This window comes from Streptomyces sp. NBRC 109706 (genome assembly GCF_000974485.1).
GTDB lineage: Bacteria > Actinomycetota > Actinomycetes > Streptomycetales > Streptomycetaceae > Streptomyces.
Map to the genome: position 1 here is coordinate 54,278 of NZ_BBOM01000015.1, position 25,612 is coordinate 79,889.

Here is a 25,612-nt window from a genome sequence, read left to right on the forward strand (position 1 = left end):
GGCGAGACGACTCAGGGCTGTCCCAGCTCGTCGATCAGGTTGAACAACTCGTCGGCGCTCGCCGAGGCCACGTCCACCTCCGTGGTGGCGTCGCCCTCCTCGGTGGGCGCGTTCGCGGGCGCCCGCTCACCCCAGCTCCACAGCAGGTTCTGGAGGTGTTTGGTGATCTGTTCGTGGGTGTCGCCGTCCGGGGTGAGGCCCGTCAGCGCGCCCTCCAGCTCGGTGAGCCGGCTGAGCACGGGCTGTGCGGCGGAGTCGTTCGGCAGCAGCAGCGTCGCCAGCTGTGCGCCGAGGTGTTTCGGCGTCGGATAGTCGAACACCAGGGTGGCGGGCAGTTTGAGGCCGGTGGCCGCGTTGAGCCGGTTGCGTAGTTCGACGGCGGTGAGGGAGTCGAACCCGACGTGCCGGAACGGCTGTTGGGCGTCGACCGAGCCGGCGGACTCGTGCCCCAGAACGAGGGCGGCGTTGGTGCGGACCAGCTCCGTCAGCTCCCGTTCGCGTTCGGCGACGGTCAGCGACGCCAGCCGGTTGACCAGCGAGGAGCCGCCGCTCCCATCCGACCGCTCGGTGTGGGACGCGGCCTCGGCGGCGTCCAGCGCGCGGCGCGCCTCGGGCACCTCGTCCATCCGGCGGGTGGGGCGTTCGGCGGTGTAGATCAGCGCGTACCGCTCCCAGTCGAGGTCGGCGACGATGGTGCTGGTCTCGTCGTGGTCCAGGATCTGCTGGAGCGCGGCCAGCGCCAGCGCGGGCGGCAGGGTGAACACGCCGTGCCGGCGGCCTCGTTCGGCGACGGCGCCCTGCGCCATGCCGGCGCCGTCCCAGGTGCCCCAGGAGACGGCGGTGGCCGGCAGCCCGGCGGCGCGGCGTTGGGCGGCGAGGGCTTCCAAGAAGGAGTTGCCCGGGGTGTAGGTGGCCAGCCCTGGGGCGCTGAAGGCGGTGGAGAAGCTGGAGAACAGGACGAACGCCGTCAGCTCCCGGTCCTTGGTGAGTTCGTGCAGGTTGAGCGCGCCCTGGGCCTTGGCGTGCAGGGCGCCGGCGACCGCGTCCAGGGTGACGGCGTCGACCGAGCCGTCGTAGAGCGCGGCGGCGGTGTGGATGACGGCGGTCAGGGGACGGTCGGCCGGGATCGCGTCGAGCACGCCGGCCAGCGCCTCCCGGTCGGCGATATCGGCGGCGGCCAGGGTGACCTCGCTGCCCAACTCGCGCAGTTCCTCGGCCAGTTCGGCGGCTCCTGGTGCCTCGGCGCCGGCCCGGCTGAGCAGCAGCAGATGGGGGGCGCCGTTGGCGGCGAGCCAGCGGGCGGTGTGGGCGCCGAGCGCGCCGGTGCCGCCGGTGATCAGCACGGTGCCCAGCGGCCGCCACTCGCGGGCCGGCCTGGTCGCGCCGAGCGTCGCGCGGACGATCCGTCGGCCCGACAACCCGCCCGCGCGCAGGGCGAGTTGGTCCTCGTCGCGGAGGCCGGCGAGGGCGGCTACCAGTCGGCGTCCGGTCCGCTCGTCCGGCTCGGCCGGCAGATCGACCACGCCGCCCCAGCGTTCGGGGGTCTCGATGCCGACGACGGGGCCAAGCCCCCAGAGCAGGCTCTGGTTGGCGCTGGCCACGCCCTCGCCCGCGCCGGCGGCGACGGCGCCCCGGGTGGCGCACCACAGCGGGACGTCGAGCTTGGTGTCGCCCAGCGCCTGGATCAGCGCGAGCGAGGCGGCATAGCCGACGGGAACGCCGGGGTGCTCGGGGTGTGGGCGCTCGTCGAGCGCGAGAAGGGAGAACGCGCCGGCGACGGAGTCGCGGTCGTCGCCGACGGCGGCGGCGATCCGTTCGTTCAGGTCATCGCGGCCGGTGCCGCCGGCCGGCACGGTCACGGTGACGAGGGAGGCGCCGGCCTCGTCCAGGGCGCCGGCGGCGACGTCGGCCCAGGGGCCCGGGGTCTCCTCGGGGACGAACAGCAGCCAGATGCCGGTGAGTTGGGCGCGCTCGGGCTCGGGCAGGGTCCGCCAGGAGACGCGGTAGCGCCAGCCGTCGGTGGTGGCGCGCTCGCGGTGTCGGCGACGCCAGGAGGCCAGCGCCGGCAGCACCCGGCCCAGCTGCGGCTCCTCGGCCTCAAGCGCCAGATCGCCGGTGAGCGCGGCCAGGTCCTCCCGTTCCACGGCGTCCCAGAACCGGGCCTCGACCTCGTCGCGCGGGGCCTGTCCGGCGGGGGCGGCCGCGCCGACCGCCGGGGCCTCAAGCCAGTAGCGGCGGCCCTGGAACGGGTAGGTCGGCAGGTCGACCGTGGTCAGCCCCTCGGGGAACAGGGGACGCCAGTCGACGGGGGCGCCGACGGTCCCGGCCTCGGCGAGCGACTGGAGGAACCGCCGCCGGCCCCCGTCGTCGCGCCGCAGCGAACCGATGGCGGCGACCTCGACGCCGGCGGCCTCGGCGGTCTCCTGGACGCCGACGGTCAGCACGGGATGGGCGCTCATCTCCACGAAGGCGCCGGCTCCTTGGCCCAGCCAACCCCGGATCGCCTCATCGAACCGGACCCGTTCCCGCAGGTTGCGCACCCAGTACTCGGCACCCAGCTCGGTGCCATCCACCATCTCGCCGGTCACGGAGGAGAGCAGCGGGAAACGCGTGGTCTGTGGGGTGATCCCGGCGAGAACCTTCGTCAACTCCTCGCGGACGGACTCCACATGGGCCGAATGCGAGGCATAGTCCACCGCAATCCGCCGCACCCACACGCCTTCGGCCTCAAGCCGCGCCACCAGGCCCGCGACCCCGTCCACATCACCCGAAACCACCGTGGACTCGGGTCCGTTGACGGCGGCCACCGACACACCCTCGGGAAGCTCCAAGGCATCCGCCGGCAGACCGACGGAGGCCATCGCGCCGCCGCCGGCCAGCCGCTCCCCGATCACCCTCGACCGCAACGCCACCACCCGCGCGCCGTCTTCGAGAGACAGCCCACCGGCCACCACAGCAGCCGCGATCTCACCCTGCGAATGCCCCACCACACCCAAAGGCACCACACCAAACGACTCCCACAACCGCGCCAACGACACCATCACCGCCCACGACGCCGGCTGCACCACATCAACCCGCGACAACAACCCCTCATCCCCCAGAGCCACCTCAAGATCCCAGTCGACGAACTCCCCCAACGCCCGACCACACTCGGCCAACGCCTCCCCGAACACCGGGAACGCCGCAGCCAGTTCAAGGCCCATCCCCACCCACTGCGAACCCTGCCCTGGGAAGACCAGGACCACCCGTTCGGTGCCCTCGCCGACCTCGCCGCGCACCACCCGGGGGTCGTCCTCGCCGCGCCCCAGCGCCCGGAGTCCGCCGAGCAGCGCCTCGCGGCCCTCCCCCACCACCACCGCACGGTGGTCGAGAGGGGCGCGCGCGGTGACCAGCGTCCGGCCGATCTCCGTGGTCGATGTCTCGGGGTGTTCGGTGGCGAAGGTGGCCAGCCGATCGGCCAGTTGACGCAGCGCCTCCGGGTCGGCGGCCGAGACCGGCCAGACGGTCGGCCCGCCGGTTTCGCCGGTCCTGCTCTTCCCGGCGGCCTCGGCCTCGGTTTCGGGTGCCTGCTCCAGGATGAGGTGTGCGTTGGTGCCGCTGACGCCGAACGCGGAGACGCCGGCGCGGCGCGGTTCGCCGGTCTCCGGCCAGGGCTGGGCCTCGGCGAGCAGCCGCACCGCGCCCGAGTCCCAGTTGACATGCGGGGAGGGCGCGTCGACATGGAGGGTGGCGGGCAGGGTGCCATGGCGCATGCCCATCACCATCTTGATCACGCCGGCGACGCCTGCGGCGGCGGCCGTGTGCCCGATGTTGGACTTCACCGAGCCGAGCCAGAGCGGCTGGTCGTCCTCCTTGGCCCGACCGTAGGTGTTGAGGAGCGCCTGGGCCTCGATCGGGTCGCCCAGCGAGGTGCCGGTGCCATGGGCCTCCACCGCGTCGATCAACTGCGGCGACAGCCTGGCATTGGCCAACGCCTGCCGGATCACGCGCTGTTGGGAGGGACCGTTGGGCGCGGTGAGGCCGTTGGACGCGCCGTCCTGGTTGACGGCGGAGCCCCGGATCACGGCCAGCACCCGGTGCCCGTTGCGGCGCGCGTCGGACAGCCGCTCGACCAGCAGCAGGCCGACGCCCTCGGCCCAGCCGGTGCCGTCGGCGCCGGCCGCGAACGCCTTGCAGCGGCCGTCGGGGGCGAGCCCTCGCTGCCGGCTGAACTCGACAAAGACCTCGGGGCTCGGCAGCACATTGACGCCGCCGGCGATGGCCAGCGAGCACTCCTCGGCGCGGAGCGCGGTGACGGCCTGGTGGAGCGCGACCAGCGAGGAGGAGCAGGCGGTGTCGACGGTGACGGCCGGGCCTTCGAGGCCGAGGGTGTAGGAGATCCGGCCGGAGAGGACGCTGGTGGCCTGGCCGGTCAGGGCATAGCCCTCGATGGCCTCGGCGTCCTGGCCCTCCGCCCGGCCGTAGCCGGAGAAGCCGGCGCCGACAAAGACCCCGGTGTCGCTGCCGCGCAGGGTCGAGGTGTCGATGCCGGCGCGTTCGACGGCCTCCCAGGCGGTCTCCAGCAGCAGCCGCTGCTGGGGGTCCATGGCCAGCGCCTCGCGCGGCGAGATCCCGAAGAACGGGGCGTCGAAGTGCGCGACATCGTCCAGGAATCCGCCCTCGCGGACATAGCTCTTCCCCGAGGCGTCCGGATCCGGATCGTAGACCGCGTCGACGTCCCAGCCCCGGTCGGTGGGGAACGGGGCGATGGCGTCGCCGTCCTCGGCGAGCAGCCGCCACAGGTCCTCGGGGGACCGCACCCCGCCCGGGTAGCGGCAGGCCATGCCGACGATGGCGATCGGCTCCCGCAGTTGCTCCTCGATATCGGATATCCGCTTGCGCGCCTTGTGGAGATCCGTCGTCGCCCGCTTGAGGTAATTACGAAGCTTCTCTTCGTTACTCATCTTTCGTCACCTTGTCCAGAGCCTCGTCACGGGGTTTCGAGTTGATCGTCGAGAAGGTCGAAGAGTTCGTCGTCCGTGGCGGACTCCACGGTGTCGGCGATGGCCTCGTCCTCTCCGGAGCCGGCGGGGCCGTCCAGCCGGGCCAGCAGAACGCGCAGCCGGGCGGCTATCTCCTGCTGGGCGTTGTCCTCCTCGCTCAGCGAGACCAGGGACTTCTCCAACCGGTCCAGTTCGCCGAGGACATGGGCGGCGCCGCCGGTGTCCGCGCCGACGAGCTCGCCGAGCACATGCTCGGCCAGCGCGGTGGCGTTGGGGTGGTCGAAGATCGCCGTGGTGGACAGTTGGACGCCGGTGGCCTCGTTGAGGCGGTTGCGCAGTTCGACGGCGGTCAGCGAGTCGAACCCGGCCTCCTGGAAGGGGCGTTCGGCGTCCAGGCTCTTGCCGCCGCCGTAGCCGAGCACCAGCGCGGCATGTTCCCGCACCAGGTCCAGCACGATCCGGCGGCGTTCCGGCTCCGTCGCCTTGGCGAGGCGTTCGCCCAACTGCTGGGCCTGGGAGGTGATTTCGCTCCCGCCGTTGCCGGCCTCGGCGCGTTCGGCGAGCGCCCGCATCTCGGCGAGTTCGCTGAGCAGGGCGCTGGCCCGCTGGGAGGTGAAGCCGGTGGCGAACCGTTCCCAGTCCACATCGGCGACGGCGACCTGGGTCTCGTCCAGCTCGACGGCGCGCACCAGGGCGGCGACGGCGTTGGTCGGGTCCATCGAGCGCAGGCCGTGCCGCGCCAGCAGGTCCTCGGCCTCGCCGTCGACGGCCATCCCGGCCTCGGCCCAGGGGCCGAAGGCCACGGCGGTGGCGGTCAGTCCCCTGGCGCGGCGCTGTTCGGCCAGCTCGTCCAGATAGGCGTTGGCGGCGGCGTAGATCCCCTGCCGGCCGCTGCCCCAGACCCCCGCGATGGAGGAGAACAGCACAAACGCGTCCAGCTCACGGTCGCCCAGGACGGCGTCCAGGTTGGCCGCGCCGGCGACCTTGCCCCGCATCACATCGGCGCATTCGGTCAGGTCCGACTCGGTGAGGAGGCCGACCTGCGCCAGCCCAGCGGTGTGCACCACCACCCGGATCGGCGGGCCTTCCTTCTCGACGTCGGCGACCAGGGCCTCCAGCGCCGAACGGTCGGCGACATCGCAGGCGGCGATGGTCACCTGGGCGCCCAACTCCGTCAGCTGATCGTGGAGTTCGGCGGCGCCGGGGGCCTCGGGGCCGCGTCGGCTGGTCAGCACCAGGCGCTCGGCGCCGTGCTCTGCCGCCCAGCGGGCGACCCGGCCGCCGAGCCCACCCGTTCCGCCGGTGATCAGCACGGTGCCGGAGGGGCGCCAGCCCTCGCCCTCGCCCCAGGGCCGGGCGGCGGGGCGCACCACGCGGCGCACCCGGATCCCGTCGGGCCTGAGCGCGACCTGGTCCTCGTCCTGTGCGGCGATGGTGCGCGCCACCTGGCCCCAGATGGCGTCGCCCGCCGTTTCCAGCCGCAGGTCCAGCAGACCGCCCCAGAGACGCGGGTACTCCAGGCCCACCACGCGGCCGATGCCCCAGACCATGGACTGCGAGACGCCGTCCCGCCGCTCGTCGGGGCCGACGGTCACCGCGCCGTCGGTCAGGCACCAGAGGCGTCCGCCGAAGTCGGCCTCGGCCAGGGCCAGGGCCAGCGCCCGCGTGGCGACCCAGCCGCGCGGCAGCACCGGATGCGCCTCGTACGGGGCCTCGTCGATGGCCAGCAGCGAGACGACGCCGCCGATCTCGCCCTCGGCCGCGTGGATCTGCTCGATCACGCCGCCGATGTCCGCGCCGTCCACGGGAACGGGCAGCACGGTCGCCGCGCCTTCCGCGCGCAGCGCCTCGACGCACTGGTGGACGGCCTCCTCGGCCAGCCCCTTGGGGGCGACGACCCACCAGGTGCCGGTGAGCGAACCGGTCAACTGGCCGGCCAGCGGGTGCCATTGGACGCGGTACCGCCAGGCGTCGACGGTGGAGCGTTCGCGGTTCTGGCGCCGCCAGGAGGAGAGCATCGGCAGCACCGAGGCCAACGGCCGCTGAGCGAGGTCGTCGCCCGACTCGCCCAGGGTGCCGGCCAGTTCGGCCGCGTCGCCCTTCTCCACCGCGTCCCAGAACCTGGCCTCGTCCGCGTCCGGCACCCGGCTCTCGCCGACGGCGGTCTCGGTGTCCGGCTCCAGCCAGTAGCGGTCGCGTTGGAAGGGGTAGGTCGGCAGCTCGACGGGACGCCCACCCACACACACGGCGGACCAGTCGACCTCGACACCCGCCACCCAGGCCCGCGCCAACCCCTCCAAAGCGCCCGCGAGTTCAGGCCGCTTACGCCGACCCAGAGCCGAAACGGAGACGGAGGGCGCGCCCTCGTCGCGAACGGTCAGGCATTCGCCGACCATTCCGGACAGCGTGCCATCGGGGCCGATCTCCACCACATGCCGCACGCCCTCCGCGCCCACCAACACGCCGACGGCGTCGGCGAATCGGACGCCCTCCCGGACATGCCGCACCCAGTACTCCGGGGTACCCCACTCCCGGGCACCGATCCGCTCCCCGGTGAGGGTGGAGACCACCGTGAAGCGTGAGCTGTCACCAAAACTCAGCCCCGCCACCACCTGACCGAACTCCGCCAACATCGGCTCCATCAGAGGGGAATGGAAGGCGTGGGAGACATTGAGCCTGCGGGTGCGGACACCCCGCTCCTCAAACACCCTCCCAATCTCCAATACAGCGGCCTCCTCGCCTGAAACCACCACCGAGGAGGGGCCGTTGACCGCCGCGATCCCGACCGCACCCTCGTCGAAGTCCGCCAACACCTCCCGCACCACCCCCTCCGACGCACCCACCGCCACCATCGCCCCACCCGAAGGCAACGCCCCCATCAACCGACCACGCGCCACCACCAACCGACACCCATCAGCCACCGACAACACCCCCGACACACACGCCGCAGCAATCTCACCCACCGAATGACCCACCACCACATCCGGCACCACACCCCACGACTCCACCAACCGAAACAACGCCACCTCAAAAGCAAACAACGCCGGCTGCGCCCAATCCGTCCGCCCCAACAACCCCTCATCCCCACCCCACACCACACCACTCACATCACCATCCAACAAACCACCCAACACCCCAACCACCTCATCCCACGCCTCCGCAAACACCGGAAACGCCCCATACAACTCCCCACCCATCCCCAAACGCTGCGCACCCTGACCCGCGAACACCACACCCACCCGACCACCCACACCACGCGCCACACCCGACACCACACCAACACCCTCACCACCACCAGCCACCACACCCACACCCTCAACCAACTCACCCACACCAGCACCCACCACCACAGCCCGATGCTCAAACACCGCACGCGAAACCCCCAACGACCACCCCACATCAACCGCCCCCACACCCGACAACCCACCCAACCGACCCGCCAACGCCCGCAACCCCACACCCGAACGCCCCGAAAACGCCCACGGCACCACGGCAGGCCCGGAGACCGTCGGCTCCGCGGTCGGCTCCTCCGCCGGGGCCTCCTCCAGGATGATGTGGGCGTTGGTGCCGCTGATGCCGAACGAGGAGACGCCGGCCCGGCGCGGGGCGCCGGTCTCCGGCCAGGGCCTGGCCTCGCTGAGCAGTTCGACCGCGCCGGCGGTCCAGTCGATATGCGGGGACGGCTCATCGACATGCAGCGTCCTGGGCAGCACCCCGTGCCGCATGGCGAGCACGGTCTTGATGACGCCGGCCACGCCGGCGGCGGCGGCCGTATGGCCGATATTGGACTTCACCGAGCCCAGCCACAGCGGCCGGTCCGCGTCGCGGCCCTGGCCATAGGTCGCCATCAACGCCTGCGCCTCGATCGGATCGCCCAACGGGGTGCCCGTGCCATGGGCCTCCACGGCGTCGATATCGTCAGTGCCGAGTCCTGCGTTCGCCAACGCGGCCCGGATGACTCGCTGTTGGGACGGGCCGTTGGGCGCGGTCAGCCCGTTGGACGCGCCGTCCTGGTTGACGGCGGAGCCCCTGACCACGGCCAGCACCCGGTGCCCGTTGCGCCGCGCGTCCGACAGCCGCTCGACCAGCAGGACGCCGACGCCCTCGGCCCAGCCCATGCCGTCGGCCTCGGCGGAGAACGCCTTGCAGCGGCCGTCGGTCGCCAGTCCGCGCTGCCGGCTGAACTCGGTGATGGCGCGCGGCGTGGACATCACGGTGACGCCGCCGGTGAGCGCCATATCGCATTCGCCGAGGCGGAGCGCCTGGGCGGCCTGGTGGAGTGCCACCAGCGAGGAGGAGCAGGCGGTGTCGACGGTGACGGCCGGGCCCTCAAGGCCGAAGGTGTAGGCGACACGGCCGGAGATGACGCTGGTGAGGCCGCCGGTGAGGGTGTAGCCCTCGACGCCGTGCGCGGCTGACTGCGACTGGGTGCCGTAGCCGGTGCCGGCGCCGCCGATGAAGACGCCGGTGGTGCTGCCGCGCAGGGTGGCCGGGTTGATGCCGGCCCGTTCGAAGACCTCCCAGGAGGTTTCGAGGAGCAGCCGCTGCTGCGGGTCCATGGCCAGCGCCTCGCGGGGCGAGATCCCGAAGAACTCGGCGTCGAACTCGGTGGCGTCGGGGACGAAGCCGCCGGCGGTCGAGTAGGTGGTGCCGGGGTGGTCGGGGTCCGGGTGGTAGAGGCGTTCGATGTCCCAGCCCCGGTCGTGGGGGAAGCCGGAGACGGCGTCGCCGCCCTCGAAGGTGAGCTGCCACAGGTCCTCGGGGGATCGCACCCCGCCCGGGTAGCGGCAGGCCATGCCGACGATGGCGATGGGCTCGTCGTCGGCGAGGAAGGTCGCCGGGACGGGCGCGTTCTCGGCGCCGGTCGAGGCGCGCCGGCCGAGGAGCTGTTCCAGGATGTGGTCGGTGAGGGCGGTCGGGTTGGGGTGGTCGAAGACGATGGTGGTGGACAGCTGGATGCCGGTGACCTCGTTGAGCCGGTTGCGCAGTTCGACGGCGGTGAGCGAGTCGAAGCCGAAGTCCTTGAAGGCGCGGGCCGGTTCGACGGCGTCGGCGGTGGCGTGGCCGAGGACGGCGGCGGCCTGGGCGCGGACGATCTCCAGCACCTCGCGGCGCTGTTCGTCCGGGGAACGGCCGGCGATCCTGCGGGCCAGTTCGGACTGCGGCTCGTCGGTGGTGTCGGTGCCGGCGAGCAGCGCGGCGACCTCGGGCAGGTCCTCGATCAGCGGGCGGCGCCTGGCCACGGTGAAGGTGGGGGTGAACACCTGCCAGTCCACGTCGGCGACGGCGACAAAGGTCTCGTCGTGGTCGAGCGCCTGGTGCAGGGCCAGGATGGCCAGGTCGGGTGCCATGGCGGGGACGCCCCGGCGGGCCAGTTCCTCGGCGGCGTCGCCGACGGCGGCCAGTCCGCTGCCGTACCAGGCGCCCCAGGCCACGGAGGTGGCGCGCAGGCCCTGGGCGCGGCGCCATTCGGCGAACGCGTCCAGATAGGCGTTGGCGGCGGCGTAGGCGCCCTGGCCGCCGCTGCCCCAGACGCCGGCGTTGGAGGAGAACAGCACAAAGGCTTCGAGGTCGTCGGGGAGCAGTTCGTGCAGGTTGCGGGTGCCGGTGATCTTGGGGGCGACGATGGCGTCGAACTCGGCGGGGGTGGTGTCGGCGAGCGGGGCGGTGGGTGCCACGCCCGCGGTGTGCACCACGGCGGTGATATCGAGCCCTTCGAGGAGGGCGGCGAGCGCTTCGCGGTCGGCGACATCGCAGGCGGCGACGGTCACCCGGGCGCCCAACTCCTCCAGTTCTCCTCGGAGTTCGGCGGCGCCGGGGGCTTCGGCGCCGCGTCGGCTGGTGAGCACCAGATGCTCGGCGCCCTCGCGGGCGAGCCAGCGGGCGACATGGCCGCCGAGCGCGCCGGTGCCGCCGGTGATCAGCACGGTGCCGTCGGGGCGCCAAGGGGTATCGGCGACCCGTCCGCCGAGCGGATCGCGGGCCATCCGGCGGGCCAGCAACTGCCCGTCCGCGATGGCGAGTTGATCCTCCTGGTCGATTCCGGCGAGGGCGGCGAGCGCCCTGGTCCAGTCGGCTTCGCCGAGTTCGGCCGGCACATCGAGCAGCCCGCCCCAGCGGTCCGGGTACTCCAGCCCGACGACTCGGCCGAGGCCCCAGACCTGGGCCTGGTCGAGATCGGTGGCGCCCCGCACAGCGCCCCGGGTGACCAGCCACAACCGGGCGTCCAGACCGGCCCGTTCCATGGCCTGGACGAGCGAGACGGTGGTGGCGGTGGAGCCGAAGAGCGACAGCACTCCGCTGATCGGGCCCTCGGGCAGGGCCTCGGCGGTGGCGGGGACCACGGTGGCGCCGGCGGCGGTCAGCCGCTCGGCCCAGACGGCGGTGGTCTCCTCGTCCGCGCCGATCAGCGCCCAGGTGCCGCCGAGGGTGCCGGCGGCCGGGGTGGTCAGCGGCTTCCAGTCGATGCGGTAGCGCCAGGAGTCGACGACGGTGCGCTGCCTGCTGTTCTCGCGCCAGCTGGTGAGGGCGCGCAACGCCTCTTCGTCCAGGCCGAGTTCGCCGCGTTCCACGGCGGCCCAGAACTGCTCGTCGGCCTCGCCCGCGGGTGTGGTGGGAGCGTCCAGCCAGTACCGTTCGGGCTGGAACGGGTAGGTGGGCAGGTCGAGTTGGTGGCCTTCGAGGTGCCAGTCGACGGGAAGCCCGGTGACAAACGCCTCGCCCAGGGAGAGCAGCAGACGCGGCAGGCCGCCCTCGTCGCGGCGGAGGGTGCCGACCACGGTGGCGCCGGCGCCGGCGGATTCCACGGTCTCGCGGAGCGCCACGCCCAGCACGGGGTGGGCGGAGGTCTCGACAAAGGTGTTGAGGCCGTCGGCGAGCAGCGCGCGGGTGGCGTCCTCGAACCGCACGGTGTTGCGCAGGTTGTCGTACCAGTACTGGGCGTCGAGCCCGGCGGTGTCGAGACGTCCGCCGGTGAGCGCCGAGTAGAACGGGATCTCGCCGCCGCGGGGGCTGATCGGGGCCAGCACTTCGAGCAGTTCGTCGCGCAGCGACTCGACATGGGCGGAGTGCGAGGCATAGTCGACGGCGACCCGGCGGGCGCGTTCGACGTTCGCCAGCACGGTCTCCAGGCCCTCGGGATCGCCGGCGACCACCACGGAGTTGGGGCCGTTGACGGCGGCGACGGAGACCCCGTCGGGCAGGTCGAGGGCGTCGGCCGGCAGCGGCACGGAGACCATGCCGCCCTTTCCGGCGAGGGCGCGGATGGCGCGGGAGCGCAGGGCGACCACCCGGGCGCCGTCCGCCAGGGACAGCGCGCCGGCGACCACGGCGGCGGCGATCTCGCCCTGGGAGTGGCCGACGACCGCGTCGGGCTCCACGCCGTGGGAGCGCCAGACGGCGGCGAGGGAGACCATCATGGCCCAGAGCACGGGCTGCACCACATCGACCCGGGCGAGCAGTTCCTCGTCGTCGAGCGCGGCGTCGAGGTCCCAGTCGACAAAGGGCGCCAGCGCGTCCCGGCAGGCGTCCAGGGACTCGCGGAACGCCGTTGATCCGGCGCGGAGTTCGGCGGCCATGCCGACCCACTGGGAGCCCTGGCCCGGGAAGACGAAGACGGCGCGGGAGCCGCCGGGGATGACCTGTCCGGTGACCACGCCGGGCGCGGGGGCGCCGGACGCCAGGGCGGCGAGGCCGGTCAGGGTCTCGTCCCGGTCGCCGGCGACCAGCAGGGCGCGGTGTTCCAGCAGGGCGCGGTTGGCGACCAGGGAGCCGGCGATCCGGTGCGGCGCCGCCTCGGGCGTGTGATCGGCGAACTCCCGCAGCCGGTCGGCCTGGGCGCGCAGCGCGGCGCCCGAGCGCGCCGACAGCGGCAGCGGGGTGACGGCGGGCAGCGGCGCGTCCTGGGCGGCGGCGGGCGCCTCGTCGGGGGCCTGTTCCAGCAGCACATGGGCGTTGGTGCCGCTGATGCCGAACGAGGAGACGCCGGCCCGGCGGGGCGCGTCGGCCCGGGGCCAGGGCCTGGCCTCGGTGAGCAGTTCGACGGCGCCGGCGGTCCAGTCGATATGCGCGGACGGCTCGTCCACATGCAGGGTCCTGGGCAGTTCGCCGGCGCGCATGGCCATCACCATCTTGATGACCCCGGCGATGCCGGCGGCGGCCTGGGAGTGGCCGATATTGGACTTCACCGAGCCCAGCAGCAGCGGCCGGTCCGCGTCGCGGCCCTGACCGTAGGTGGCCATCAGGGCCTGTGCCTCGATGGGGTCGCCCAGCGGGGTGCCGGTGCCATGCGCCTCGACGGCGTCCACCTCGTCGGTGGAGAGTCCGGCGTTGGCCAACGCGGCCCGGATGACCCGCTGTTGGGAGGGGCCGTTGGGCGCGGTCAGGCCGTTGGACGCGCCGTCCTGGTTGACGGCGGAGCCCCTGACGACGGCCAGCACCCGGTGTCCGTTGCGGCGCGCGTCCGAGAGCCGTTCGACCAGGATCAGGCCGACGCCCTCGGCCGGGCCGAAGCCGTCGGCGCCGGCGGCGAACGCCTTGCAGCGGCCGTCGGCGGCCAGTCCGCGCTGCCGGCTGAACTCGACGAACAGGCCGGGCTCGGCCATCACGGTGACGCCGCCGGCGAGGGCGAGATCGCATTCGCCGCTGCGCAGCGCCTGCACGGCCAGATGGAGGGCGACCAGCGAGGAGGAGCAGGCGGTGTCGACGGAGACCGCCGGGCCCTCCAGGCCGAAGGTGTAGGAGACGCGGCCCGAGCCGACGCTGCCGGTGTTGCCGGTGCCCACATAGCCCTGGAGTTCCACCGGCACGTCCTGGACGCGGCCGGCGTACTGCTGGGCGACCAGTCCGGCGAAGACGCCGGTCCTGCTGCCGCGCAGCGCGTCGATGTTGATGCCGGCCCGTTCGAAGACCTCCCAGGAGGTTTCGAGGAGCAGCCGCTGCTGGGGGTCCATGGCCAGCGCCTCGCGGGGCGAGATTCCGAAGAGTTCGGCGTCGAACTGGTCGGCGTCGCCCAGGAATCCGCCGCTGCGGACATAGCTGGTCCCCGGGTGCTCGGGGTCGGGGTGGTAGAAGTTCCGCGCGTCCCAGTCGCGCCAGGCGGGGACCTCGGTGATGGCGTCGCCGCCGTCGGTGACCAGCCGCCACAGGTCCTCGGGCGAGCGGACGTCCCCGGGGTAGCGGCAGGCCATGCCGACGATGGCGATCGGCTCGTTGACCCCGGCCGTCGCCGCCCCGGCCCGGGCGGGTGCCGGGGCCGGCTCGACGGCGGCGGAGTCCAGCAGTTCGGCGCGGAGGAAGGTGGCGAGGGCGGCCGGCGTCGGGTAGTCGAAGACGACGGTGGCCGGCAGCCGCAGCCCGGTCGCCGCGTTGAGGCGGTTGCGCAGCTCGACGGCGATCAGCGAGTCGATGCCCAGATCCTTGAAGCCCTTGGTGGCCTCGATGGCGTCCGCGCCGGCATGGCCGAGGACGACCGACACATGGCCCCTGACCAGATCGGCCAGCGCCTGCTCGCGCCGGTTCTCCGGCAGCGCCACCAGCCGGCTGACCAGCGAGGAGTCGCCGGCGGCCGAGGCGTCGGCCGCCGCCCTGCGGGCCGGGGCGCGGACCAGGCCGCGCAGGAACGCGGGCAGCGCGCCGCTGCCGGCCTGGGCGCGTAGCGCGGACAGGTCGAGCCGCATCGGCAGCACCAGCGACTCGGGGAGCGCCAGGGCCGCCTCGAACATGCCGAGGCCCTGCTCGTTGGAGAACGGGACGACGCCGCTGCGCGCCATCCGCGCCCGATCCTCCCGGCCGAGGTGTCCCGTCATTCCGCTGGCCTCGCCCCACAGGCCCCACGCCAGGGAGACGGCGGGCAGTCCGGCGGCGAGGCGGTGCCCGGCCAACGCGTCCAACGCGGCGTTGGCGGCGGCGTAGTTGGCCTGTCCGGGGCCGCCGAACACGCCGGAGGACGAGGAGAACAGCACAAACGCGGACAGGTCGGCGTCGCGGGTCAGTTCGTGCAGGTTCCAGGCCGCGTCGACCTTGGGACGCAGCACCCGGTCCAGCTGCTCGTCGGTCAGCGCGTCGATCAGCCCGTCGTCGAGCACCCCCGCGGTGTGCACCACGGCGGTCAGCGGACGGTCGGCCGGGATCCCGGCCAGCAGATCGGCCAGCGCGGCGCGGTCGGCGACATCGCAGCCGACGATCTCCGCCTCGGCGCCCAACGCGGCCAGCTCGTCCCGGAGTTCGGCGGCGCCCGGGGCCCCGGGGCCGCGCCTGCTGGTCAACAGCAGGTGTCGGACGCCGTGTCGGGCCGCCAGATGGCGGGCCACCAGACCGCCGAGCGTGCCGGTGCCGCCGGTGACCAGCACCGTGCCGGCGGGGTCGATCACCCTGGGCAGGGTGAGCACGATCTTGCCGATGTGCTTGGCCTGGCTCATATGGCGGAACGCGTCGACGGCGCGCCGCACGTCCCAGCTGACGGTGGGCAGCGGGGTGAGGGTGCCGTCCTCGAACAGCCCGACCAGGGTGGCCAGCACGTCACGCAGCCGGTCGTACCCGGCCTCCATCAGGTCGAACGCCCGATAGCCGACGCCGGGGTGTGCCTCCGCGATGGCAGCCGGGTCCCGCAGGTCGGCCTTGCCCATCTCGACAAAGCGGCCGCCGGGGGAGAGCAGCCGCAGCGAGGCGTCGACAAACTCCTCGGTGAGCGAGTTGAGCACCACGTCCACGCCGCGTCCGTCGCCGGCGGCGCGGAAAGCCTCCTCGAAGGCGAGGGTGCGGGAGGACGCGATGTGATCGTCGTCCAGGCCCAGCGCACGCAGGGTGTCCCATTTGCCCTCGCTGGCGGTGGCGAAGACCTCGGCACCGAGGTGCCGGGCCAGTCGCACGGCGGCCATGCCGACGCCGCCGGCCGCCGCGTGGATCAGCACCCGCTCCCCCGCGGCCAGCCGGCCGAGGTCCACCAGACCGTAGTAGGCGGTGGAGAACGCGACCGGGACGGCCGCCGCCTGCTCCCAGGTCAGTGCGTCGGGAACGCGTGCCAGCACCCGCTGGTCGGCCACCGCCAGCGGCGCCAGACCGCCGGACAGCAGGCCCATCACCCGGTCGCCCGGGGCGAGTTCGGTCACCCCGGGGCCGATCTCGACGACCACGCCGGCGCCCTCGGTGCCCATCAGCGCCGGGTCCGGGTACATCCCCAGGGCCAGCAGCACATCGCGGAAGTTCAGCCCGGCGGTCCTGATCGCGATCCGGACCTGACCGTCCGTCAGGGGCTCGGCGGCCGCCGGATGCGGGACCAGCGTCAGGCTCTCCAGGGTGCCGGGCGCGGCGGTGTCGACGCGCCAGGGCCCGTCGCCGGCCGGCTCCACCAGCGCCTCGCCGGAGTCGGCGCGCGCCAGCCTGGGCACCGTCAACCGGCCCTCGCGCACGGCGATCTGGGGTTCGGCGCCGGACAGGCCGAGGACGATCGCCTCGGTCAGCGCTGTCTCCCGACCGTTCGCAGCGTCGATGTCGTCGAGGTCGATCAGGATGAAACGGTCGGGGTGCTCGCTCTGCGCCGAGCGGACCAGCCCGCAGACGGCGCCGGCCGCCGGATCGGCGCCGGAGGCCGCGCCCCGGACGACCACGACCAGCGGGGTTCCGGCCAGTCGGTCGTCGGCCAGCCAGGCGCGGATCTCCCCCAACACCCCGCCGAGCACGGCCCGTACCTCGCCGCCGGCACCGACGGGGTGGACCACGGCGGTGGGCAGGGGCGCGCCGGCGTCCAGGGCGGCGCGCAGCGCGGCGACGTCCGGGTGGTGGGCGGCGCCGGGCAGGATCCGCTGGTCGCCGACCTGGGCCCAGCCGCCGGGGTCGGCGGTGCGGGCGTCGGGAGTGCGGGCGTCGGGAGTGCGGGCGTCGGCGGTGGTGGGCGCCGGCGCCCAGTCGACGCGGAACAGCGAATCGGCGTAGGCGCCCCTGGGCCGCTCCAGCTGGCCCGGCGAGACGGGCCTGGTGATCAGCGAACGCGCCGAGACGACCGGCGCCCCGGATCCGTCCACGGCGGTCAGCGCCAGCGCGTCGGCACCCGACAGGGAGAGCCGCACGCGCAGTTGGGTCGCGCCGGTGGCGTGCAGCGTCACCCCCGTCCAGGAGAAGGGCAGCCGGGGCCGGTTGTCGTCGGCGGCCTGGTGGCTGAGGCCGACGGCGTGCAGGGCGGCGTCCAGCAGCGCGGGGTGCAGACCGAACCGGCCGGCGTCCTGGCGCTGTTCCTCGGGCAGCGCCACCTCGGCGTACAGCTCGTCGCCGGAGCGCCAGGCGGCGCGCAGCCCCTGGAACGCCGGGCCATAGCCGTAGCCGGAGGCGGCGGCCCGCTCGTAGTAGTCCGTCACCTCCAGCGGGGTGGCGCCCGACGGTGGCCAGGTCAACAGGTCGTCGTCCGGGGTTGTCGCCGAGGCGACGCCCGGGGTGAGCAGCCCGCTCGCATGCCGGGTCCAGCCGTCGGCGTCGCCCAGCTGGTCGTCGTCCGCGCTCTCGGCGCGGGAGTAGACGGCGACGGTGCGCCGGCCCTCGGCGTCGGCCCGTCCGATGGTGGCCTGCAGCCGCACCGCGCCGTCCGCCGGCAGTACCAGCGGGGCCTCAAGCGTCAGCTCCTCAAGATGCTCGCAGCTCACCTGGTCCCCGGCCCGAACGGCCAGTTCCACAAAGGCGGTTCCGGGCAGCAGCACCGTGCCGGCGACCGCGTGGTCGGCCAGCCAGGGGTGGGTGCGCAGCGAGAGCCGGCCGGTGAGAACGAACGCGTCGCCGTCCCGACCGTCGTCGACCTGGGCGAGGCCGATGGCGGCGCCGAGCAGCGGATGGTCGGCGCTGGCCAGTCCGAGCCCGGCGGCGTCGGCGAAATCGCCCCGATACTGGTCGCGCAGCCAGTAGCGGCGGCGTTGGAAGGGGTAGGTGGGGAGTTCGGTGGCCAGCTCACGGGCGGCCCGACTGCCGGCCTGGGGCAGCAACGGAGACCAGTCCACCCCAACACCCCGCACCCACGCCTCCGCCAACGCCGTCACCCAACGCCGCGCCCCACCCTCACCACGCCGCAACGAACCCACCACCACCGCATCAACCCCAGCAGCCTCCGCCGTCTCACCGACCCCAACGGTCAGGACAGGATGCGCACTCATCTCCAGGAAGGCGCCGGCTCCTTGGCCCAGCCAGCCCCGAATCGCCTCATCGAACCTGACCCGCTCCCGCAGGTTACGCACCCAGTACTCGGGGCCCAGTTCGGAGCCGTCCACGATGTCGCCGGTCACGGAGGAGAGCAGCGGGAAACGCGTCGCCCGAGGGGCGATCCCCGCCAGGACCTTCGTCAACTCCTCGCGGACGGACTCCACATGAGCCGAATGCGAGGCGTAGTCCACCGCGATCCGCCGCACCCACACGCCTTCGGACTCAAGCCGCGCCACCAGGCCCGCGACCCCGTCCACATCACCCGAAACCACCGTGGACTCGGGTCCGTTGACGGCGGCCACCGACACACCCTCGGGAAGCTCCAAGGCATCCGCCGGCAACCCAACCGACGCCATCGCACCCTCACCCGCCAACCGCTCCCCGATCACCCTCGACCGCAACGCCACCACCCGCGCGCCGTCCTCCAACGACAGCCCACCGGCCACCACAGCAGCGGCGATCTCACCCTGCGAATGCCCCACCACGCCCGAAGGCACCACACCAAACGACTCCCACAACCGCGCCAACGACACCATCACCGCCCACGACGCCGGCTGCACCACATCAACCCGCGACAACAACCCCTCATCCCCCAGAGCCACCTCAAGATCCCACTCGACGAACTCCCCCAACGCCCGACCACACTCGGCCAACGCCTCCCCGAACACCGGGAACGCCTCAGCCAGTTCAAGACCCATCCCCACCCACTGCGAACCCTGACCAGGAAACACAAACACCGGACGCCGCACACCCTCCACCACCACACCACTCACCACACCCGAACCCCCATCAGAATCCGCACCCGCACCCGCCAACACCACCGACCGATACTCCAACGCCGCCCGCCCCGACAACAACGCACCACCCACCACACCAGCCCCCACCCCAGGCCGCCCCGCCAAGAACTCCCGCAGGCTCTCGACCTGTTCGCGCACCGCGTCCGGGTGCTTGCCGGAGAGCGGCCACGGGGTGACGTCCACCGCCGGCGTGGCGACCGGCTCCGTCGACGTCTCCGTCTCGGCGTCCGGCCGGGGAGCCTGCTCGACGATCACATGGGCGTTGGTGCCGCTGATGCCGAACGAGGAGATGCCGGCACGGCGGACAAAGCCCTCGCGTTCCGGCCAGGCGGTCTCGTCGGCGAGCAGGGAGACGGCGCCGGCACTCCAGTCGATATGCGGCGACGGCTCCTCGGCGTAGCGGGACCTGGGCAGGGTGGAGTGGCGCAGCGCCAGCACCATCTTGATCACTCCGGCGACGCCGGCGGCGGCGCCGGTGTGGCCGATATTGGTCTTCACGGAGCCGAGGCGCAGCGGGGGCGCGCCCTCGCGGCCCTGGCCGTAGGTGGCCAGCAGGGCGTGGGCCTCGATCGGGTCGCCCAGTGCGGTGCCGGTGCCATGGGCCTCTACGGCGTCCACATCGGCGGTGGAGAGCCCGGCGTTGGCCAACGCCTGCCGGATGACGCGCTGTTGGGACTGGCCGTTGGGCGCGGAGAGCCCGTTGGACGCGCCGTCCTGGTTGATCGCCGAACCGCTGATCACGGCCAGCACCGGGCGCCCGTTCTTCCTGGCCTCGGAGAGCCGTTCGACGAGCAGCACCCCGGCGCCCTCGGCCAGCGCCATGCCGTCGGCGGCTGCGGAGAACGCCTTGGAGCGGCCGTCGCGGGCGAGGCCGTGCTGGGCGGCGAAGCCGATCAGCTGCAGCGGGGAGGAGAGCACGGTGACGCCGGCGACCAGCGCCATCGAGCACTCGTCCTGCCTCAGCGCCTGCACCGCGAGGTGAAGGGCGACCAGCGAGGAGGAGCAGGCGGTGTCGACGGAGACCGCCGGGCCCTGGAGGCCGAGGTGGTAGGAGAGCCGGCCGGAGAGCACGGCGCCGGAGGTGCCGGTCATCAGATGGCCGAAGGAGTCCTCGGGGACCTGGGACAGTTCGGCGCCGTAGTCAACGGCGTTGGTGCCCACAAAGGAGCCGATCTGGCGGCCGGCCAGGGAGGCGGGGTCGATTCCGGCGCGTTCGAACGCCTCCCAGGAGGTTTCGAGGAGCAGCCGCTGTTGGGGGTCCATCGCGGTGGCCTCGCGGGGGGATATCCCGAAGAAGCCGGCGTCGAAGTCGGCGACGTTCTCCAGGAAGCCGCCCTCCCTGACATAGGTGGTGCCCTCGCCGTTGGACTCGGGGTCGTAAAGGCGCTCGATATCCCAGCCCCGGTCCTCGGGGAGCCCGCCGATGGCGTCGCCGCCGGAGCTGACCAGCCGCCAGAACTCCTCGGGCGTGGTGATCCCGCCGGGGTAGCGGCAGGCCACGCCGACGATCGCGATCGGCTCCGACCCCGCCGCTTCGACCTCCTCCAACTGGCGGCGTGCCTGGTGCAGTTCGGCAGTCGCCCACTTGAGGTAGTCGCGGAGCTTTTCTTCGTTCGCCATCACAGGCTCCCTGGGAGATGAATCGAGGTAAGTACAAGGCCGCCGGTACTGAATTACCTACGCGAGAAAGTTGATCAACTCGGCTTTCCCAGCTCCCTGTGCAGAAATTCGAATACCTCGTCGTCAGAGGCCGATTCGAGCTTGTCGGTGAAGTCCTCGCCGGCGTCGGATTTAGTTTCGGCGCCGGTCCAGGCGGCGAGCATCCGTTCCAACCGCTGGGCGATCTGGGCGCGTTCGGCCTCGCTGGCGGTGGCCTGGGAGAGGCCACGGTCCATCCGGTCGAGTTCGGCGTGCAGGGTGGCGACGCTCATGGTGCCGTCCCGCACGATCTCGGCGCGCAGGTGTTCGGCCAGCGCGGCGGGGGTGGGGTACTCGAAGACGAGGGTGGCCGGCAGTTTGAGGCCGGTGGCGCGGTTGAGCCGGTTGCGGAGGTCGATCGCGGTCATGGACTCGATGCCGAGGTCCTTGAAGGCGCGCTGGGGCTCCAGGTTCTCGTCCGGTGCGTGGCCGAGGACGGAGCCGGCGTATCCGCAGACCAGCCTGGTCAGTTCGGCCTGCTGTTCCTCGACGGGCAGTGCGGCCAGCCGGGCGCGCAGCTCCTCGGACTCCCGTCCGTCGGTCGGTTCCTCCTCCTGGGCGGCGGTCAACGCGGCGCGGGCCTCGGGCACGCCCTCGATCAGCCGGCTCGGCCTGGCCAGGGTGAAGGTCGGCGCGAACCGTTCCCAGTCGACGGCGGCGACGGCGGCGAACGGCAGCCCGCGGGAGAGCACCTGTCCCAGTGCGGACAGCGCCAACTCGGGGGCGAGCGGCGGGAGTCCGCTGGCGCGGGCCTGTCGGATGGCGTCCGTGGCGTTGGCCGTGGCGGCGATCTCCCTCTCCGACATCTCCCAGAGCGCCCAGGCCACGGAGATGTCCGGGGCCCCGGCGGCGCGACGCTGTCGGGCCAGCGCGTCCAGATGCGCGTTGGCGGCGGCATAGCCGGTGTGGTTGCCGCTGCCCCAGACGCCGGCGACGGAGGTGAAGTGGACGACGGTGTCGAGCGCGTCCCGGTCGAGCAGTTCGTCGAGGTGCTGGGCCACGCCCACCTTGGCGAGGAGGGCCCTCGTCAGTTCGGGCAGGGTGGTCTCGGTCAGTGCGGCCAGTTCGACGGTGGCCGCGGTGTGCAGCACGGCGCGGACGGTGTCGCCTTCGTCCGTCAACCGCTTGACCAGGCCGGCGAGTTGGGCGCGGTCGGTGGGGTCGCAGGGGACGAGGGTGACGGTGACGTCGAGTTCGGCCAGTTCGGCGGCCAGCGGGGTGTCGGCCGTCTCGTCCGTTGCGTCCTGGTCGAGCAGGACGACGCGTCGGGCGCCGCCTCCGGCCGCCCAGCGGGCCAGGTGCTCGGCCATGGTGCCGGCGCCGCCGGTGATCAGCACGGTGTCGCGCGGTGACCATGCCTCGGCGGGCTCGCGGGTCGGCGCGGGGACGCGGGTGAGCCGGCGGACAAAGGTGCCGTCCGGGCGGAGCGCGAACTGGTCCTCTTCGGAGTCGCCGGTGAGCGCGGCGAGCAGCGGTTCGTCGAGCCAGCCGAGGTCGGTCGCCGCCTCGCCCGGCGGGGTGCCGAGGTCGAGCAACCCGCCCCAGAGCCGGGGGTGTTCGACGGCGGCGACCTGTCCGATGCCCCAGACCTGGGCCTGCGCCGGATGGTCGGCCGGGTCGGTTTCGGACACCGCGACGGCGCCTCTGGTGGCGGCCCACAGGCGGGCGTCGTCGGGGGCGATGTCCACCAGTGCCTGGGTCAGCAGCAGGGTGCCGGCCACGCCGACGGTCAGCCCGAAGTGGTCGCGGTGCGGGCGCTCGTCGAACGCGAGCAGCGACAACACGCCCTCGGCGTCCGGGTGTTCGGCGAAGGCGCCCTGAAGGGTGCCGGCGATGGTGGCCCGGTCCTGGGCGGTGGCGTCGACGGTGACCCGGTGCACCTCGGCGCCGGCCCTGGCGAGGGCGTCCGCCACGGCGGTGGCGTCGGCGCGCCCGGAAGGGCCGCCCGCCTTCGGCGGCAGCACGACCAGCCAGTTGCCGGCCTGGCCGGCGGTGGCGCCGGTCAACCGTTCCCAGGCCGGCCGGTAGAGCCAGGATCCGGCGGTGGAACGCTCGCGGGTGCGGCGACGCCACTGGGAGACGGCGGGGAGCACGGCCTGGAGCGACTGGTCGTCGGAGACATCCAGCAGGGAGCCGAGGGACTGCAGGTCCTCGGCCTCGACGGCCTCCCAGAAGCGCGATTCGTCCACGTCGGCCGGCCGCCCGGCGGCCTCGGCGGGAGTCGACTCCAGCCAGTAGCGGCGGCGCTGGAAGGGGTAGGTGGGGAGTTCGGTGGCCAGCTCACGGGCGGCCCGACTGCCGGCCTGGGGCAGCAACGGAGACCAGTCCACCCCGACACCCCGCACCCACGCCTCCGCCAACGCCGTCACCCAACGCCGCGCACCACCCTCACCACGCCGCAACGAACCCACCACCACCGCATCAACCCCAGCAGCCTCCGCCGTCTCACCGACCCCAACGGTCAACACCGGATGCGCACTCATCTCCAAAAACGCACCAGCACCCTGACCCAACCAACCCCGAACCGCCTCATCGAACCTGACCCGCTCCCGCAGATTCCGCACCCAGTACTCGGGGCCCAGCTCGGAGCCGTCCACGATCTCACCGGTCACGGAGGAGAGCAGCGGGAAACGCGTCGCCCGAGGGGCGATCCCGCCCAGAACCTCCGTCAACTCCTCGCGGACAGACTCCACATGAGCCGAATGCGAGGCATAGTCCACCGCGATCCGCCGCACCCACACACCCTCGCCCTCAAGCCGCGCCACCAGGCCCGCGACCCCATCCACATCACCCGAAACCACCGTCGACTCCGGCCCATTGACAGCCGCCACCGACACACCCCCGGGAAGCTCCAACGCATCCGCCGGCAACCCAACCGACGCCATCGCACCCCCACCCGCCAACCGCTCCCCGATCACCCTCGACCGCAACGCCACCACCCGCGCACCATCGCGCAACGACAACCCACCCGCCACCACAGCAGCCGCGATCTCACCCTGCGAATGCCCCACCACACCCGAAGGCACCACACCGAACGACTCCCACAACCGCGCCAACGACACCATCACCGCCCACGACGCCGGCTGCACCACATCAACCCGCGACAACAACCCCTCATCCCCCAGAGCCACCTCAAGATCCCACTCGACGAACTCCCCCAACGCCCGACCACACTCGACCAACGCCTCCCCGAACACCGGGAACGCCTCAGCCAGTTCAAGACCCATCCCCACCCACTGCGAACCCTGACCAGGAAACACAAACACCGGACGCCGCACACCCTCCACCACCACACCACTCACCACACCCGAACCCCCATCAGAACCCGCACCCACATCAGAACCCGCCAACACCACCGACCGATACTCCAACGCCGCCCGCCCCGACAACAACGCACCACCCACCACACCAGCCCCCACCCCAGGCCGCCCCGCCAAGAACTCCCGCAGCCGCGTGGTCTGTTCCTCCAGCGCCTCGGCGTCCGCCGCGGCCAGCGGCCAGGGGATGACTCCGCCGGCCGCCTCGGCCGACGGGGTCGGGCGGTCCTCGTCCTCGCCGTCCTCGTCCTCGGGGGCCTGCTCCAGGATGATGTGCGCGTTGGTGCCGCTGATGCCGAACGAGGAGACGGCGGCCCGGCGGGGTTCGCCGGTCTCCGGCCAGGGCCTGGCCTCGGTGAGCAGCCGCACCGCGCCCGAGTCCCAGTCCACATGCGGCGAGAGCGCGTCCACATGGAGGGTCTTGGGCAGCACTCCGTGCCGCATCGCCATGACCATCTTGATGATGCCGCCGACGCCGGCGGCGCGCTGGGCGTGGCCGATATTGGACTTGAACGAGCCCAGCCAGAGCGGGCGTTCGGAGTCGCGGCCCTTGCCATAGGTGTTGAGGAGTGCCTGGGCCTCGATCGGGTCGCCGAGCCGGGTGCCGGTGCCATGGGCCTCGACGGTGTGCACCTCGTTGGCGGCGAGGCGGGCGTTGGCCAGCGCCTGGCGGATCACGCGTTCCTGTGCGGGCGCGTTGGGCGCGGTGAGGCCGTTGGACGCGCCGTCCTGGTTGATCGCGGAACCGCGGATCACGGCCAGCACCCGGTGCCCGTTGGCGCGCGCGTCGGAGAGACGTTCGATCATCAGCATGCCGACGCCCTCCGCCCAGGAGGTGCCGTCGGCGCCGGCGGCGAACGCCTTGCAGCGGCCGTCGGGGGCGAGCCCTCGCTGCCGGCTGAACTCGGTGAACATCTCGGGGGTGGCGAGGACGGCGACGCCGCCGGCGAGGGCGAGGGAGCACTCGCGGCCGCGCAGCGCGGTGACGGCCTGGTGGAGCGCCACCAGGGAGGACGAGCAGGCGGTGTCGACGGTGACGGCCGGGCCTTCGAGGCCGAAGGTGTAGGAGACGCGGCCGGAGGCGACGCTGGCGTCCTTGCCGGTCATGGCGTAGCCCTCGACGCCGTCGGGGAGGCGGCCGAAGGTGCCGCCGTAGCCGTAGTTGCCGGCGCCGACGAAGACTCCGGTTTCGGTGCCGCGCAGCGCCGAGGGGGCGATCCCGGCGCGTTCGACGGCCTCCCAGGAGGTTTCGAGGAGCAGCCGCTGCTGCGGGTCCATGGCCAGCGCCTCGCGCGGCGAGATCCCGAAGAGCCGGGCGTCGAACTGGTCGCAGTCGTAGAGGAATCCGCCCTCCCGCACATAGCTGGTACGGGGGGTGTCGGGCTCGGGGTCGTAGAGCGCTTCGAGGTCCCAGCCCCGGTTGGTGGGGAACTCGGAGATGCCGTCGCCGCCCTCGTCGACCAGCCGCCACAGGTCCTCGGGCGACCGCACGTCGCCGGGGAAGCGGCAGGCGATGCCGATGACGGCGATCGGCTCGTGCTCGCGCTGCTCCAGTTCGGTGATGCGCCGGCTCGCCTGCCGCAGGTCCGTGGTGGCCCGCTTGAGGTAGTCGCGAAGCTTTTCTTCGTTACTCATGTCG

General features: G+C 72.9%; 2 protein-coding genes and 1 pseudogene. All 3 read right to left on the bottom strand.

Annotated features, from left to right (window positions below):
• Positions 1–11: 11 nt before the first annotated feature.
• Positions 12–4,901: pseudogene (locus AOM46_RS30745) on the bottom strand (type I polyketide synthase); the annotation flags it as partial.
• Between the two features lie 68 nt (positions 4,902–4,969).
• Positions 4,970–20,578: a type I polyketide synthase gene (locus AOM46_RS30750; RefSeq protein ID WP_062218071.1), complete on the bottom strand. Its 15,609-nt coding sequence runs from the start codon at positions 20,576–20,578 to the stop codon at positions 4,970–4,972.
• Positions 20,579–20,652: 74 nt separating this feature from the next.
• Positions 20,653–25,608 carry a type I polyketide synthase gene (locus tag AOM46_RS30755; RefSeq protein WP_062218074.1) on the bottom strand — a complete coding sequence of 1,652 codons (4,956 nt, stop codon included), beginning with the start codon at positions 25,606–25,608 and terminating at the stop codon, positions 20,653–20,655.
• Positions 25,609–25,612: the final 4 nt, after the last annotated feature.